Origin of the sequence: Streptosporangium minutum (genome assembly GCF_002149035.1) — a bacterium.
In the GTDB taxonomy this organism is placed as follows: domain Bacteria; phylum Actinomycetota; class Actinomycetes; order Streptosporangiales; family Streptosporangiaceae; genus Streptosporangium; species Streptosporangium minutum.
On sequence record NZ_NGFP01000024.1, the window covers coordinates 39,469 to 53,748 of the forward strand.

Consider the following 14,280-nt stretch of genomic DNA (forward strand, 5'->3'; position numbering starts at 1 on the left):
CGCCCTCCCGGCGCGGGCCCGTATTTTCCACCCCCGCGCGGGGGGACGGGCGTGGCCCCGAGTCGTTAGGCTCGGGGCATTCCTTTACCCGGGAGGACCCTGCATGCCAGAGGTGGACACGCACCCCTTGGACACCGCGCGGAAACTGGCCGAGAGCGGCGACCTGGACGGCGCGGCAACGATCTTCGCGCAACTCGCCGCCGATCCCGCGGAGCCCGACCGGGCACAGGCGGCGGTGGGGCTGGCGGTGGTGCTCCAGGAGCGCGGAGACGCGCCGGGCGCCCGGACGGCCGCGCGGACCGCGCTGGCGACCGGGCATCCGGAGTTCGCCGCGCAGGCCGCCTGCCTGCTCGCCCGGAGCTTCGAGCAGGAGGATCTGCTCGACCAGGCCCGAGGCGCCTGGCAGGCCGCCCTCGGGGCGGGGAACCCCGCCTACGTCCCGCTGGCGTACATGGCCCTGGCCAGGCTCGCGGCGGGACAGCGGGAGGCCGAGGAGGCACTGCGGGCCGCCCTGGCCACCGCCGACCCGGAGATCGCCTCCCGCGCGGCGCAGTCGCTGGCCGAGCTCCTGCTGGAGGAGGGCGAGGCGGGTGAGGCCGCGGAGGCCCTCCTGACGGCGCTCTCGGTGCCGGACGTGGCGGATGTGCCCAGGCTGAGGGTCCTGCTCGGCATCGCGCACCTGGAGATGGCGTGCGCGGAGTTCGCCGGGGCGATCGAGGATGGCGGCGACGCGGAGACCGCCGCGCTGGCCATCGAGCTCCTGGCCCGCACCCTCCCGCTGAGGGGCCGCGACGAGGACGCCGAGCAGGTGTGGCGCTACGGTCTGGACAGCGCCGACGAGAGGCTCGCGGAGGATGTCCGCCTCCGGTTGAACCGCGGCGCCTGATCCTCCCGCCGCGGTCAGTCGCGGCCGCGCCAGCGGCTGATCGCGTGGGCGAAGTTGATCGCGACGATGCCGGCCCACGCCAGCAGCAGCCCCGCGGTGCCCGCCTCGTTGGCGGCGATGGCGGTCAGCGGGATGCCGATGCCCATCGAGCCCAGCGCGATCGGGATGGAGGAGTTGCCGCTCCTGCGCTGCCGCCCCCTCTGCTCGTAGGGGCCGGGGTAGGGCGGCGGGCCTCCGGCGAGGTGCATCTCGGTCCGCACACGGGCGGCGATGGTCGCGTCGAGGCGCTCCACGAACGACTCCACCAGCGCGGCCTCGTACTCCGGACCGAGCTCGCGCCGGGCCTCGATGGTGGCCCGCATGTCCTGTCGGATATCTTGATGTTCCTGCACGTCCCGATTCTCCGCCCACACGCGGTCCCTGGCATCAGCCGTTAGGACGAGATCTGTGTCCACCCGGAGCGAGGCACTCCCCCTGGAGATCATGACCCCGCACGGCCCGGCCCTGGCGGAGATCGACGAGGTCGCCGATCCGCGCTTCCTGCTGGTGATCACCCACGGCTCGGCCGGGGGAGTGGAAGCCCCGGACCTGCTGGCCGTACGGGACGCCACGGCTGGGGTCGGCGGGGTGGTCGCGCGGGTGCTCCAGCCGTTCCGGCTGCGGGGCGCCCGGGCCCCGGGCTCGGCGGTGAAGCAGGACGAGGCGTGGGAGGCGCTGGTCGCCGAGCTCCGGGGACGCTATCCGGGGCTGCCGCTCGCGCAGGGCGGGCGGAGCAACGGCGCCCGGGTCGCCTGCCGTACGGCTCTCGGGGTCGGGGCCGAGGCGGTCGTCGCGCTGGCCTTCCCGCTCCACCCGCCGGGCAGGCCCGAACGGTCCCGTGCAGGGGAGTTGCGCGCGGCGGGCGTGGACGTGCTCGTGGTGAACGGGGATCGCGACCCGTTCGGCGTGCCGGAGGCGGCGGACGCCGCGCGCCTGGTGGTGCTGCCGGGCGAGGGGCACGACCTCAAGAAAGACCCCGCCCGCGTGGGCGAGGTCGTCGCTGAGTGGCTTGAGGTGAGGATGCGGCCTGGCTCGGCGTGACGGTCAGGCTACGCCGGCCAGTGGCCGGTGCGGCTCGATGACGGCACCGTCGGGCAGGAGCTCGCCGGTGTCATCGAACAGCACCACACCGTTGCAGAGCAGACTCCATCCCTGCTCGGGGTGGGCTGCCATCGTACGGGCGGCTTCGCGGTCCAGCGCCTCGGCGGACGGACAGGACGGCTGGTGCGGGCACATCGGCGTGCCTCCGGATCTCTCTTGTCGGCTCGCTGGAATCGACATCGGACACCGGCGGGCACCGTCCCGATGGGACTCCGTTCCCACCTGTGACGGGGGGATGAGCATCTGGATGGACTATATGGCCATGCGCGCCTCGGGCTGGGTGAGGCCCGCACATCAAGCAGATCAAATCCGTGGTCGGATCGCACCCTTGAACGTGCGATCTGACCGCACGCACAAGTGTGGGATCTGGCCGCACCCGGCGACATAGCCCGTTAGGACTGTTTGCAGCGTGGAAAGGGTGAGTCCTTCGGGGATTTTCGGGGGTGTGACCTATAACACAGCATGCCTCATGGACTGATAACAGGCCAAGTGCGACACGCCGCAGGGTCGGTAAATGATCGGTTACGACTTGTCGGCCTCGCCCGGGGCTGTTCAGGCACCGTCCAGGCCCGCCAGGAGCGCGTTCAGGCCGAGCTCGAAGTCGTCGTCGGCCGCCGGGCTGCCGCCGCCCCGCGACGGGGGCCGCCACGGCTCGTCGTCGTCGCCCGCCGGCTCGGCCCAGCCGGACTGCTGCACCTCCACCGCCACCGCCCCGAAGACGTAGGCCCGCATCGCGCGCACCGCACGTGCCGCGTCGGCCAGCCCCGCGTCGGCCAGCTGGTCGGTCTGCTCCCGCACGGCGATCGCCGCCCGTCCCTTGGGCGGTCTGGTGAGGGCCAGCGCCAGCACGCCGGGATGCTCCCGCAGCGCTGCCCGGCTCGCCCGGCACCACGCCCTCGCGCTGTCCTGCCAGCTCTCGCCGGGCTCGGCGTGCACGGTGGTGACGTGTTCGGCGAGCGCGTCCATGAGGGCGTCCTTGCCGCGCGGCAGGTGATGGTAGATGGCCATCGCCTCGACCTGGAGCGCGTCGCCCAGCCGCCGCATCGTCAGCCGCCGCAACCCCTGGCTGTCGGCGATGTGCAGGGCCGCCTCGATGATGCGCTCCCTGGAGAGCGGGATGGGCGGTCGCTTGGCAGGCATGGGGGCCATCCTGCCAGCTTTGGCCTTACTGCGTAAAGGCGGGCGCGCCGGACGGGACGGTGCCTGAGTGTGTGAGGGAGGGGCCGACGGCGTAGGCTACGGCCTGTGAACTGCCGGGGAATGCCCGGCGACGGGTGAGAGAGGGCAGAAGATGGCGTTTTTCCGACCGAGCGTGAGCCGGGAGGCGGAGGTCCGTTACCACGCTGACCAGGAGGTCGGGAAGAGCTTCCCCGAGCTCCTGGAGAAGGCGCGTGCCGCCGAGGCCGAGCTGCGCCGGGTCCAGGCCACCTCGACCTCCGCCGAGGAGCGCCGGGCCGCGGGCCGGGCCTTCGACGCCGCCCTGACCGAGGCGCTGCGCGCGGCCGAGGCCAACCAGCGGGCGACGTTCGGCGTGAAGTCCTACGACGACCGGATCCGCCGCCGCAAGGGCCGGGCCACCCCGAAGGGCGCCGAGTGGACCGACGAGGTCAACCGCCTGCGCACCCTCCGCGAGCAGAACCGCCTGACCGGCATCGCCCGCGTCCCGCGTCCGGTCGCCGTCGCCGCACGCTGACACCCCCTCCCCGGGGCGACCGCCCTCCGACACCCACCGCGCAGCCCGCGGTGGGTGTTTCTTTATGTGGACACTGTGTCCGCTTGTCGCTACCATGACAAGCGGACAGAGTGTCCATTTATGGATCGGAGAGTCATGGGCCACCTGCTGCACCTGGACGCCAGCGCCCGTCGCGCGTCCTTCTCCCGCGCCCTGTCGGGAACCTTCGCCCGGACGTGGCGCGAGGCCGACCCCGGCGGCGCGTACACCTACCGGGACCTGGCCGTCGACCAGGTCCCGCATGTCAATGAGGCGTGGACCGAGCTCTGCTACGCCGTCCTGGCCCAGGGCATCACCGACATCGGCCGCTACCGGGAGGTGGTGCGGACCCCGGCCCAGGCGGACGCCTGGGCGATCGTGGAGCCCCTGCTGGCCGAGCTGGAGGCCGCCGACGTCGTGCTGATCGGCACGCCGATGTACAACTACTCGGTCCCGTCGGCGCTGAAGGCCTGGATCGACCAGGTGACCTTCCCCAAGATGAGCCTGAAAGGCCGGACGTTCGTCGTCGCCGGCGCGCGAGGGGGAGCCTACGGACCCGGCACGCCGAGGGAGTCCTTCGACCACGAGGAGCGCTTCCTGCGCGACTTCCTGCTGGGGCACTTCGGTGTCGACGACGTCGTGTTCATCCACGCCGAGCTGACCAACTCGCTGATCGATCCCGCGCTGGCCGGCCTGCGGGACAAGCACGAGAGGTCCTACGAGGCCGCCATGGAGACCGCCGCCGAGCTCGGCGGGAAGCTGGCCGGGCGATGAGCTGGGTCATGCTGGTGCTGGCGGGGCTGGTGGAGATCGCCTGGTCGCAGAGCATCAAGCCGACCGAGGGGTTCACCCGGCCGGTCCCCACGGTGATCTGCTTCGCGCTGGCGGCCGTCGCGGTCTGGCTGCTGTCGAAGTCCATGCAGACCCTTCCCGTCGGCACGGCCTACGCCGTGTTCACCGGCATCGGCGCCGTCGGCGCCATCGGGCTGGGGGTCGTGCTGCACGGCGATCCGGTGAGCGCCGGGCGCGTCGCGGCGCTCGCGCTGATCATCGGCGGGATCGTGCTGGCCCGGGCGCTCGGCTGAGCGCCCGGCCGCGGGACCCGGGGCCGGACATGCGAAGGCGCCGCCGCGACGGGAAGGTCACGACGGCGCCTCGCACGTCAGGTCAGCTCGCCCAGTCGAGCAGGGGACGGGTGTTGCTGGGGTGGCGCAGCTTGGAGAGGGACTCCTTCTCGAGCTGGCGGATGCGCTCGCGCGTCAGGCCGAGGTGCTTGCCGATCTCGTCGAGGGTGTGGGGCTTGCCGTCGACGAGGCCGAAGCGCAGGGCCATGATCTTGGCCTCCCTGGGGGAGAGGTTGCCGAGCACGCCCCGCAGCTGCTCGCCGAGGAGCTGGCGGTCCACCACCTCGGACGCCTCGGGGGAGTCGACGTCCTCGATGAGGTCGCCGATGGTGGTCTCGCCGTCCTCGCCGATGGTGGCGTTGAGGCTGATCGGCTGGCGGCTGGTGCGCAGCAGCTCCTCGATCTGGTCGGGAGTCTTGTCCAGCTCGACCGCCAGCTCCTCCGGCGTGGGCTCGCGCCCGAGACGCTGGTGCATGTCACGCTCGACGCGCGACAGCTTGGAGAGCATCTCCAGCACGTGGACCGGCAGCCGGATGGTGCGGGCGGAGTCGGCGAAGCCGCGCTGGATGGCCTGGCGGATCCACCACATGGCGTAGGTGGAGAACTTGTACCCCTTGGTGTAGTCGAACTTCTCCACCGCGCGGATCAGCCCGAGGTTGCCCTCCTGGACCACGTCGAGCAGGGCCATGCCGCGGTCGGTGTACTTCTTGGCCACCGACACGACCAGCCGGAGGTTGGCCTCCAGCATGTGGTCCTTGGCGCGGCGGCCGTCCTCGGCCACCCACTCCAGGTCGTCGCGCATGGCGGCCGACAGACCCGGCTCGGCCTCCAGCTTGGACTCGGCGTACAGACCGGCCTCGATCCGCTTGGCCAGCTCGACCTCCTGGGCGGCGGTCAGCAGCGTGCGGCGGCCGATCGACTTGAGGTAGGTGTGCACCGAGTCGCCCATGACCGAGGACTGGTCGTCCAGGTCCAGGGTCGGCTCGGCCTCCAGCTCGGCCTCCTCGGGGGCGGTCCACTCCTCGTCGTCCGCCTCGGAGCCGGCGCCCTTGGCGGCGGGCTCGGCCCGGGTGACCGCCTTCTTCTCGGGGGCGGCCGTCCTGCCGGGCTTGTCGGACGCGGCCTTCGTCTTGCGGGTGGTCGTCTTGCGGGCGGCGCTCTTGGCCGCGGACTTCTTGGCCGCGGTCGCGGCCGCGAGCGGGGGCTCGTTCTCGGCGGCCAGGCTGACGCCCGCCTCGGTGAGCTCCCGCAGGATCGACCTGCCCTCGGTCGGGCTGATCCCTGCCTCGGCGAAGGCGTGACGCAGCTCCGCGAGTGAAAGGTGGCCCTGGACTCGCCCTCGGTCAAGGAGCTGCTCGAGGGTCGTCGGGGCCTCAGGTGAGGTCGCCACGGCGGTTTGGGGCATGAGGACACCTCCTCCATCACGGAGTCGTCTGTTTACAGGTTGTGGGGTGGGGCGGCGAGGGAGCCGCTCTGCGCACCAGTACCAATAACCCCACTCAAGAACTTTCTGTTCCCGACTTGACGGGGAAAATATGATGGGTGGATCGCCGTTACCGCGATCCACCCTCTCCGGGCGCCTGGTATGGCTTATTCAGTGATGTCCACAGGACCTTCGACCACGGGCATGGGCAACGGTTGGGCGTCTTCCAGGCGCTGCTCGGTCCAGTAGCGCGTGACCTGCCGCGGGTCGGGGTTGACCTCCTTGGAGACCACGTATTCCTCCGCGGGCGCGGTCGCCCCCTGGGACGGGTCCTCCTGCGCCGGGGTGTCTCCCTCGGGGCCCGCCGAGAGGTCCGGCGGGCTCTGGGAGGTCCGAGCGCCCTCGGAGATCGGCTGGTCGCCCTCCACCGCGGGCACGGGCTCGCCGTTCCTGCCGATCCCGCCGGTCGCGGCGGCCGCCGCGACGGATATGCCGCCGGCGAGGACCACGCTGACGATGCCGGCGGAGACCCACGTCTTGCGGGTTACGTTCATCGGGCTCGTCCTTCCTGCTTCGGCTGTCTGTTTGACGTGCGAAGGCGTCCTTATGGTTCCCGTTGGAGACCATAACGGAGGGTTGCGAGGTCCGGCTTGCCATTGGGCAAAAGCGGTATTTCGGGCACAAGGACCAGCTCGGCGGGGGCGGCGTAGGCGGGCAGCCGTTCCTTGGCGAAAGCGCGGAGCTCGGCCAGGGTCGGGGGTGCGGCGGAGACCACGACGGCGACCACCCGCTCACCCCATTCGGGGTCGGTACGGCCGATCACGGCGGCGTCGGCGACCGCCGGATGCTCGGCCACGACGGCGGCCACGGCCGCCGCGACGACCTTCTCCCCGCCGGTGTTGATCACGTCGTCGGCCCGGCCCAGGACGCGCAGCCGCCCACCGGCCAGGGAGCCGAGGTCGGAGGTGAGGAACCAGTCGCCGTCACGGGCGGCGGCGGTGAGGTCGGGGCGGAGCCGGTAGCCGGAGAACAGCACCGGTCCGGCGACGCGGATCCGGCCGTCGTCGCCGACCCTGAGGTCCACATCGTCGAGGGGGGCGCCGTCGTAGACGCACCCGCCGCAGGTCTCGCTCATGCCGTACGTGGTGACCACCCGCGCGCCGGCGGCACGCGCCGCCGCGAGCAGGTCCGCGGGGGCGGCGGCGCCACCCAGCAGGATCGTCCGGAAAACCGACAGGTCCGCCGAGAGCAGCCGGCGGAGCTGGGTCGGCACCAGGGAGACGTGATCGGCGCCGCTGGCGAGCACCGCCTCGGGGGAGAAGCCGTCGTGCACGATCGGCTCGGTCTCGCTCAGCAGCGAACGGACCAGCACCTGCAGCCCCGACACGTGGGAGGGCGGCAGGCAGCAGAGCCAGCGCTCGCCGGGCCGGGCGTCCAGACGGCGCAGCGAGGCCGCGGCGGAGGCGCGCAGGGCCGCGGCCGGGAGCTGGACCCCCTTGGGGACGCCGGTCGTACCGCTGGTGGCGATGACCACGGCGACCTCGGGGGAGACCCCCACGCCGTGCTCGTGCCGTACGCCGTTGACGTGAGTGGGGCGCAGCGCGTCGAGCGTGGCCCGCAGCGTCCGGGCGGGCAGGGCGGGGGAGAGGGGCAGTACGGCGGGGCCCCGGCCGTCGAGCGCCGCGCTCACGGCCCGGAACAGCTCGGGGCCCGGCGGCAGCACGACGGCGTGCAGCTCCCGTCGAGGGCAAGGTTGCTCCGGGTGCGCGGAACCGGTCATCACAGTCGTAAGGTTAGTGCCGACAAGCCGGACAACAGCCGAGGAGCGCCTCGGCGCAGCGGAAACAGAACCGCCCCTCCGGGGGCGACGGCCAGAGGAGGCAGTGCGGTGAACCCCGCCACCGCGCTCGCGACGGTGCTGATCGACGAGCTCGTGCGCTGCGGCCTTACGGACGTGGTCCTCGCGCCCGGCTCCCGCTCGGCCCCGCTGGCCCTGGCCGTCCACGCCGACAGCCGGATCCGGCTGCACGTGCGCATCGACGAGCGTTCGGCCTCCTTCCTCGCGCTGGGCCTGGCCCGGCGCAGCGAGCGCCCCGTCGCCCTGATCTGCACCTCCGGCACCGCGGCCGCGAACTTCCACCCGGCGGTCATCGAGGCGCACGAGTCGGGGGTGCCGCTGCTGCTGCTCACCGCCGACCGGCCGCCCGAGCTGCGCGACACCGGCGCCAGCCAGACCATCGACCAGATCAAGCTGTACGGCACGGCGGTCCGCTGGTTCAGCGAGGTCGGCGTGCCCGAGGACCGGCCCGGCCAGGTCGCCTACTGGCGGTCGCTGGCCTGCCGGGCCTACCAGCGCTCGCTGGGCCCCACCGACCCCGGCCCGGTCCAGCTGAACCTGTCCTTCCGCGAGCCGCTGATCCCCGACGGCGACGCCTCCTGGTGCGAGTCCCTGGAGGGCGACGCCAACGGGCCCTGGATCCGGGCCCGGGTGGCGCCCCCGGCGGTGGCGCTGCACCTGCCGCCGACCCGGCGGGGCGTGCTGGTCGTCGGCGACGGCGCCTCCAACATCCGCAGATACGTCGCGGCGGCGGGCATGGCCGGCTGGCCGGTCCTGTCGGAGCCGAACGGCGGCGCCCGCTACGGCGACCACGCCATGTCGGCCTACCACTTCCTGCTCGGCACCCCCGAGTTCGCCGACCGGCACCGGCCCGAGGTGGTGGTCACCCTGGGCCGCCCCGGCCTGTCCCGGTCGCTGCTGAACTGGCTGAGGCACGCCGACGAGCACATCGTGGTCGCCCCCGACCTGGCCCGCTGGCCCGACCCGACCCGCTCGGCCACCCAGGTGGCGCAGGCGGTGGAGATCCCGGTCGCGGCCGGCGACGACGCCTGGCTGCACTCCTGGCGCCGCGCCGACCACGCGGCCAGGGCCGCGATCGACGAGGTGCTGGACGGGGCCGGGCTCAGCGAGCCGCGCCTGGCCCGCGACCTGGCGGACACGCTGCCCAACGGGTCGCTGCTGTTCTCCGGCTCCTCCATGCCCATCCGCGACCTGGACCAGGCGATGCGTCCCCGCAGGGGCCTGCGGGTCCTGGCCAACCGGGGCGCCGCCGGGATCGACGGCGTGGTCTCCACCGCCATGGGCGCGGCCCTGGCGCACAACGGCCCCGCCTACGCGCTGATGGGCGATCTGACCTTCCTGCACGACCAGAACGGCCTGATCCTCGGCCCCCGCGAACCCCGCCCCGACCTGTGCGTGGTCGTGGTGAACAACGACGGCGGCGGGATCTTCTCGCTGCTGCCCCAGGCCTCGCTGCGCGACCCGTTCGAGCGGGTCTTCGGCACCGCGCACGGGGTGGACCTGGCTCACGTGGCCGCCGCCACCGGCACTCCGTACACCTTTGTGGACGAGCCCGACCAGCTCTCCAAGGCGCTGCGCGGGGAGGGGCCGCGGATCGTCGAGGTCCGCAGCGACCGGGAGTCCAACGCGGTCCTGCACGCCATGATGCGCGACGCGGCCCACGCCGCGATCCGCCAGGTCATGTGAGGCCGCGGCGGGGCGGTCCGGGGGAGAGCGCGGCCGCCGCCAGGTCATGTGAGGCCGCGGCGGGGCGGTCCGGGTGGAGAGCGCGGCCGCCGGCCCTGGCGGGCCCTGGGACCCGGGGCCGGTGAACCGTTCCCTCCGGGGCGCCCCGCCGTCCCGGAGGGAACGGTCCGGCTGACCCAATAAGGTGTCCGTCATGCATGTCGACGAATGGCTCCAGGCGATTCCCCCGCTGTGGATCTGTGCATTGGTCGGGCTGGTGATCGGGTTGGAGAGCCTCGGCATTCCGCTGCCCGGGGAGATCGTCCTGGTCAGTTCCGCGCTGCTGGCGGCGCAGGGCGTGGTCAACCCGCTCTGGGTCGGGATCTGCGCCAGCGTCGGGGCCATCGTCGGCGACTCCATCGGCTACGCCATCGGCCGCAAGGGCGGCAAGCCCATGTTCGACCGGCTGGGCCGCAGGTTCCCCAAGCACTTCGGCCCGTCCCACATCGCCAAGGCCGAGCGCTACTTCGAGCGCTACGGCATGTGGACGGTGTTCTTCGGCCGGTTCGTCGCGCTGCTGCGCATCCTGGCAGGCCCGCTGGCCGGGGCCCTGCGCATGCCGTACTGGAGGTTTCTGACCGCCAACGTGCTCGGCGGGATCGCCTGGGCGGGTGGGACCACCGCGGTCGTCTACTACCTGGGCAGGGTCGCCGAGAAATGGCTCAAGGGCTTCTCCTGGGCGGGGCTGGTGCTCGCGGTGCTCTTCGGCGTCGTGACCACGCTGCTCGTCAAGCGCCGGGCGGCCAGGATGGCCGCCCAGGAGGCCGAGGAGCCCGCGGGCGCGGCCTGACTACCAGACCTGGGGATGTGGGCCCGCGGTGATGCGGTCACGGTGAGGGAGTACGACTCACCGTGAAGGGAAGCGCCATGCGCACTGACGACACTTCGATCGCCTATGAACCGGTGGCCTCCTACAACACCTACCTGGAGGCTCAGAGAGCCGTCGACTACCTTTCCGACCAGAAGTTCCCGGTCGAGCACACCAAGATCGTCGGATCGGACCTCAGGCTCGTCGAAAAGGTGCTCGGGCGGCTGACCTACCTGCGCGCCGCCGGCATGGGAGCGGCGACGGGTGCCTGGATCGGCCTGTTGATCGGCCTGTTCCTGGCGATCTTCACCCCTGGACGGTTCCCCTTTCTCCTGGTGCTGTGGGCGCTGGTGTGGGGCGCGATCGCGGGAGCGATCTTCGGGCTGATCGGCCACGCGCTGACCGGCGGCAAACGGGATTTCCTGTCCTCCAGCGCGATCGTCGCCAACCGGTACCAGGTGCTGGTCACGACCGACCGCGCGGCGGAGGCCCGCAGGCTCCTGGAGGTCGGCACCCCGCAGGCCGCGCAGGTCCCCCAGACTCCGCAGACCCCCCACACCCCGCAGTTCTAGCGGACGGCCCGCGCCGGCCGCGCGGCCCTCTCGCACTTCGGCGGCTCCAGCCGGACGGTTCCGTGAGGGGAGAGGGCCTCCAGGCGGTGGGGGCGCGCCCGCGCCGCCCACGGGGTCGCGGTGCCGCCACCTCCCGTGCCCCCTCTCGGCGCCGGTCCCCCTCCCGTTATGGCGCGGCGGCGAGGAGACGACCGTCCGCCCGCTTCGACGTCCCAGCCGGACATCCGGCCCGCGGAGGGACAGAACTACAAGGTCTGAGGATGCGACAAGCCCGCCGGGGACGAACGCCGGCGGCACAGCCCACACTGGAGGTCAGAAATGGCTAGAGCTGTCGGGATCGACCTCGGCACCACCAACTCGGTGATCGCCACGATGGAGGGCAACCAGCCCACGGTGATCCCCAACGCCGAGGGGTCCCGGACGACGCCGTCGGTCGTGGCCTTCACCGAACAGGGCGAGCGCCTGGTCGGGCAGCTGGCCCGGCGTCAGGCCATTCTCAACCCGAAGGGGACGATCTACTCCGCCAAGCGGTTCATCGGGCGCCGCTTCGACGAGGTCACCAGCGAGATGAACGCCGTGTCGTTCGACGTGGTGTCCGGCCCGGACGGGGCCGTGCGCTTCGACGTCCACGGCAAGCTGTACGCGCCGGAGGAGATCGCCGCCCAGGTCCTGCGCAAGCTGGTCGACGACGCCTCGAAGTTCCTCGGGGAGAAGGTCACCGAGGCGGTCATCACGGTGCCCGCCTACTTCAACGACTCCCAGCGCCAGGCGACCAAGGACGCCGGGAAGATCGCCGGCCTGGAGGTGCTGCGGATCATCAACGAGCCGACCGCGGCCGCCCTCGCCTACGGTCTGGACCGCAAGGAGAACGAGACCGTCCTCGTCTTCGACCTGGGCGGCGGAACGTTCGACGTCAGCATCCTCACCATCGGCGACGGCGTCGTGGAGGTACGGTCGACCTCGGGCGACACCCACCTGGGCGGCGACGACTTCGACCGGCGCATCGTCGACTACCTCGCCGACGAGTTCCAGCGGGACAACGGCATCGACCTGCGCAACGACCCCCAGGCGCTGCAGCGGCTGTTCGAGGCGGCGGAGAAGGCCAAGGTCGAGCTGTCCTCGGTCACCCAGACGCAGATCAGCCTGCCCTTCATCACGGCGGACGCCTCCGGCCCCAAGCACCTGAACACCACGCTGCGGCGGGCGACGTTCGAGGAGATCACGGCCGACCTCCTGGAGCGCTGCAAGGGCCCGGTCGAGCAGGCGATAGCCGACGCCAAGCTCTCCTCCAACGACATCGACGAGGTGATCCTGGTGGGCGGCTCGACCAGGATGCCCGCCGTGCAGAACCTGGTGCGCCGCATGACCGGCGGCAAGGACCCGAACATGACGGTCAACCCCGACGAGGTCGTGGCACTGGGCGCCGCGGTCCAGGCGGCCGTCATCAAGGGTGATCTGCAGGACGTCGTCCTGCTCGACGTGACGCCGCTCTCGCTCGGCATCGAGACGCTCGGCGGGATCATGACCAAGGTCATCGAGCGCAACACGACGATCCCGGCCCGCCGTACCGAGGTGTTCAGCACCGCCGAGGACAACCAGAGCGCCGTCGACGTCGTGGTGCTCCAGGGGGAGCGCGAACGCGCCGCCGACAACCGGGCCCTGGGCAGGTTCCGGCTGGAGAACATCAGATCCGCGCCGCGCGGCGAGCCCCAGGTGGAGGTGACCTTCGACGTCGACGCGAACGGGATCGTGAACGTCTCGGCCAAGGACAAGGACACCAACGCCGAGCAGCGCATCACCATCAGCGAGAGCTCCAACCTCGACCAGAGCGAGGTCGAGCGCATGGTCTCCGACGCCGAGCAGCACCGTGAGGAGGACGCGCGGCTGCGGCAGGCGGTCGACGCGCGCAACGAGCTCGACAGCGCCGCCTACCAGGTGGAACGGCGGCTGAACGAGCTGGGCGACGCGGTGGCCGTCCATGAGAAGGCGCGGGCCGAGATGCTCGTCAACGACGCCCGTGACGCGGTCAAGCAGCAGGACACCCCGGTCGACCGGCTCCGGTCCCTGACCTCCGAGCTGCAGCAGGTCTACCAGAGCCTCGCCGTCGCCTCCGCGGGCCAGCCGGCTGGGGCGGGTCCGGGCGCCCSGGGCGCCCAGGGAGCTCAGGGCGGTGGAGGGGACGACGACGTCATCGACGCGGAGTTCACGACCGATGAGTGAGGCGTCCGAGCGGGAACCGGCGCGTGAGGCGTCCGAGCGGGAAGAGCCCGTCCGGGAGAGCGCCGAGAGCTCCGCCCCGGACGTCGCCGAGCTCCAGCGGCGGATCACCGAGCTGGAGGACCGGTGGCGGCGCGCCCTGGCCGATCTCGACAACCTGCGCAAGCGGGTCAGCCGGGACGCCGAACGGGTGCGGGCGGAGGAGCGCGCGCGGGCCGCCGCCGAATGGCTGCCCGTGCTGGACAACCTGGAACGCGCGCTGGAGCACGCCGAAAGCGACCCGGCCTCCATCGCCGAAGGACTGCGGGCGATCCGGGACCAGGCCCAGGACGTGCTCGCCCGCCTGGGCTTCCCGCGCCGTGACGACGCCGGGCTGGTCTTCGACCCGGCCAGGCACGAGGCGGTGGCCACACTCGCCCAGGAGGGCGTTCCCGACGGGACGGTCCTGCACGTGGTACGGCCCGCCTACGGAGACGGCGACCGGCAACTGCGGCCCGCGCTGGTCGTGGTGGCCAGGGAGGGATGATGGCCACCACGACCCGCGACTTCTACGAAAGCCTCGGAGTGTCGAGGGACGCCGGCCAGGACGAGATCCAGAGCGCCTACCGCAAGCTCGCGCGGACCTACCATCCCGATGTCAACAAGGACCCGGGCGCCGAGGACCGTTTCAAGGAGATCTCGGAGGCCTACAGCGTCCTGTCCGACCCCGCGACGCGCCGCCGCTACGACGCGTTCGGGCCGGACTTCCGCCAGGTGCCCGAAGACGTGGACCCGGACACCTGGGCCCGCGCCAGGGCCGGTCGGGGCGCGCGGGGC

17 protein-coding genes are annotated in these 14,280 nt (G+C 72.2%); 11 read left to right on the forward strand and 6 right to left on the reverse strand.

Features of this window, described 5'->3' with window-relative positions:
* The first annotated feature begins 103 nt into the window (after positions 1-103).
* On the forward strand, positions 104-886 hold the full coding sequence (locus CA984_RS08000; protein WP_086569830.1) for a hypothetical protein: 783 nt from the start codon (positions 104-106) through the stop codon (positions 884-886).
* 14 nt (positions 887-900) lie between these two features.
* On the opposite strand, the gene CA984_RS08005 is transcribed toward CA984_RS08000, so the two are convergent.
* The gene (locus tag CA984_RS08005) at positions 901-1,248 is read right to left on the reverse strand and encodes a hypothetical protein (RefSeq protein WP_207620781.1); all 348 of its coding nucleotides are present in this window, start codon (positions 1,246-1,248) and stop codon (positions 901-903) included.
* 121 nt (positions 1,249-1,369) lie between these two features.
* Here CA984_RS08005 and CA984_RS08010 point away from each other — a divergent pair, with 121 nt between their 5' ends.
* Entirely contained in the window at positions 1,370-1,966 is a 597-nt protein-coding gene (locus CA984_RS08010; RefSeq protein WP_086569866.1) for an alpha/beta hydrolase family protein, read from the forward strand.
* A 3-nt stretch (positions 1,967-1,969) separates the two neighbouring features.
* On the opposite strand, the gene CA984_RS08015 is transcribed toward CA984_RS08010, so the two are convergent.
* Positions 1,970-2,161 carry a DUF5999 family protein gene (locus CA984_RS08015; protein WP_031164576.1) on the reverse strand — a complete coding sequence of 64 codons (192 nt, stop codon included), beginning with the start codon at positions 2,159-2,161 and terminating at the stop codon, positions 1,970-1,972.
* 417 nt (positions 2,162-2,578) lie between these two features.
* Positions 2,579-3,166: a TetR/AcrR family transcriptional regulator C-terminal domain-containing protein gene (locus CA984_RS08020; RefSeq protein WP_086569834.1), complete on the reverse strand. Its 588-nt coding sequence runs from the start codon at positions 3,164-3,166 to the stop codon at positions 2,579-2,581.
* 151 nt (positions 3,167-3,317) lie between these two features.
* Between CA984_RS08020 and CA984_RS08025 the strand changes: the two genes are divergently transcribed.
* The 3 genes from CA984_RS08025 to CA984_RS08035 all read left to right on the forward strand — a co-directional run bounded on the left by CA984_RS08025 (position 3,318) and on the right by CA984_RS08035 (position 4,822).
* Positions 3,318-3,719 (forward strand): hypothetical protein, encoded by a 402-nt coding sequence (locus CA984_RS08025; RefSeq protein ID WP_086569836.1) that lies wholly within the window; start codon positions 3,318-3,320, stop codon positions 3,717-3,719.
* Positions 3,720-3,839: 120 nt separating this feature from the next.
* The gene (locus tag CA984_RS08030) at positions 3,840-4,511 is read left to right on the forward strand and encodes an FMN-dependent NADH-azoreductase (protein ID WP_242675806.1); all 672 of its coding nucleotides are present in this window, start codon (positions 3,840-3,842) and stop codon (positions 4,509-4,511) included.
* Complete coding sequence (locus CA984_RS08035) at positions 4,508-4,822, forward strand: DMT family transporter (protein ID WP_086569840.1); 315 nt, start codon at positions 4,508-4,510, stop codon at positions 4,820-4,822. The genes CA984_RS08030 and CA984_RS08035 overlap by 4 nt, the downstream gene beginning before the upstream one ends.
* Before the next feature lie 82 nt (positions 4,823-4,904).
* On the opposite strand, the gene CA984_RS08040 is transcribed toward CA984_RS08035, so the two are convergent.
* The 3 genes from CA984_RS08040 to CA984_RS08050 form a co-directional block, all read right to left on the reverse strand.
* Positions 4,905-6,266: an RNA polymerase sigma factor gene (locus CA984_RS08040; RefSeq protein ID WP_086569842.1), complete on the reverse strand. Its 1,362-nt coding sequence runs from the start codon at positions 6,264-6,266 to the stop codon at positions 4,905-4,907.
* Between the two features lie 185 nt (positions 6,267-6,451).
* A complete protein-coding gene (locus CA984_RS08045) occupies positions 6,452-6,838 on the reverse strand; it encodes a hypothetical protein (protein WP_086569844.1) in 387 nt (128 codons plus the stop codon).
* A 50-nt stretch (positions 6,839-6,888) separates the two neighbouring features.
* Positions 6,889-8,064, reverse strand: coding sequence for an AMP-binding protein (locus CA984_RS08050; protein ID WP_207620782.1), 1,176 nt, complete (start codon positions 8,062-8,064; stop codon positions 6,889-6,891).
* 108 nt (positions 8,065-8,172) lie between these two features.
* On the opposite strand from CA984_RS08050, the gene menD reads away from it, so the two are divergent.
* The 6 genes from menD to CA984_RS08080 all read left to right on the forward strand — a co-directional run.
* A complete protein-coding gene (menD, locus tag CA984_RS08055; RefSeq protein WP_086569847.1) occupies positions 8,173-9,828 on the forward strand; it encodes a 2-succinyl-5-enolpyruvyl-6-hydroxy-3-cyclohexene-1-carboxylic-acid synthase in 1,656 nt (551 codons plus the stop codon).
* Positions 9,829-10,021: 193 nt separating this feature from the next.
* Positions 10,022-10,657 (forward strand): DedA family protein, encoded by a 636-nt coding sequence (locus CA984_RS08060; RefSeq protein ID WP_086569849.1) that lies wholly within the window; start codon positions 10,022-10,024, stop codon positions 10,655-10,657.
* Positions 10,658-10,734: 77 nt separating this feature from the next.
* A complete protein-coding gene (locus tag CA984_RS08065) occupies positions 10,735-11,247 on the forward strand; it encodes a YflT domain-containing protein (protein WP_086569852.1) in 513 nt (170 codons plus the stop codon).
* Between the two features lie 318 nt (positions 11,248-11,565).
* Positions 11,566-13,467 (forward strand): molecular chaperone DnaK, encoded by a 1,902-nt coding sequence (gene dnaK, locus CA984_RS08070; protein ID WP_086569854.1) that lies wholly within the window; start codon positions 11,566-11,568, stop codon positions 13,465-13,467.
* Positions 13,460-13,990: a nucleotide exchange factor GrpE gene (locus CA984_RS08075; protein WP_086569856.1), complete on the forward strand. Its 531-nt coding sequence runs from the start codon at positions 13,460-13,462 to the stop codon at positions 13,988-13,990. Before dnaK ends, CA984_RS08075 begins: the two co-directional genes overlap by 8 nt.
* The coding region (locus tag CA984_RS08080; protein ID WP_479725528.1) for a DnaJ domain-containing protein at positions 13,987-14,280 on the forward strand (294 nt) is incomplete at its 3' end. The genes CA984_RS08075 and CA984_RS08080, both read left to right, overlap by 4 nt.

Excerpts from the sequence above, each read along its gene's own strand:
- CA984_RS08000 (WP_086569830.1), top strand. The coding sequence starts at position 104 with ATGCCAGAGGTGGACACGCACCCCTTGGACACCGCGCGGAAACTGGCC.
- CA984_RS08005 (WP_207620781.1), bottom strand. The coding sequence starts at position 1,248 with ATGCGGGCCACCATCGAGGCCCGGCGCGAGCTCGGTCCGGAGTACGAG.
- CA984_RS08010 (WP_086569866.1), top strand. The coding sequence starts at position 1,370 with ATGACCCCGCACGGCCCGGCCCTGGCGGAGATCGACGAGGTCGCCGAT.
- CA984_RS08015 (WP_031164576.1), bottom strand. The coding sequence starts at position 2,161 with ATGTGCCCGCACCAGCCGTCCTGTCCGTCCGCCGAGGCGCTGGACCGC.
- CA984_RS08020 (WP_086569834.1), bottom strand. The coding sequence starts at position 3,166 with ATGCCTGCCAAGCGACCGCCCATCCCGCTCTCCAGGGAGCGCATCATC.
- CA984_RS08025 (WP_086569836.1), top strand. The coding sequence starts at position 3,318 with ATGGCGTTTTTCCGACCGAGCGTGAGCCGGGAGGCGGAGGTCCGTTAC.
- CA984_RS08030 (WP_242675806.1), top strand. The coding sequence starts at position 3,840 with ATGGATCGGAGAGTCATGGGCCACCTGCTGCACCTGGACGCCAGCGCC.
- CA984_RS08035 (WP_086569840.1), top strand. The coding sequence starts at position 4,508 with ATGAGCTGGGTCATGCTGGTGCTGGCGGGGCTGGTGGAGATCGCCTGG.
- CA984_RS08040 (WP_086569842.1), bottom strand. The coding sequence starts at position 6,266 with ATGCCCCAAACCGCCGTGGCGACCTCACCTGAGGCCCCGACGACCCTC.
- CA984_RS08045 (WP_086569844.1), bottom strand. The coding sequence starts at position 6,838 with ATGAACGTAACCCGCAAGACGTGGGTCTCCGCCGGCATCGTCAGCGTG.
- CA984_RS08050 (WP_207620782.1), bottom strand. The coding sequence starts at position 8,064 with ATGACCGGTTCCGCGCACCCGGAGCAACCTTGCCCTCGACGGGAGCTG.
- CA984_RS08060 (WP_086569849.1), top strand. The coding sequence starts at position 10,022 with ATGCATGTCGACGAATGGCTCCAGGCGATTCCCCCGCTGTGGATCTGT.
- CA984_RS08065 (WP_086569852.1), top strand. The coding sequence starts at position 10,735 with ATGCGCACTGACGACACTTCGATCGCCTATGAACCGGTGGCCTCCTAC.
- CA984_RS08075 (WP_086569856.1), top strand. The coding sequence starts at position 13,460 with ATGAGTGAGGCGTCCGAGCGGGAACCGGCGCGTGAGGCGTCCGAGCGG.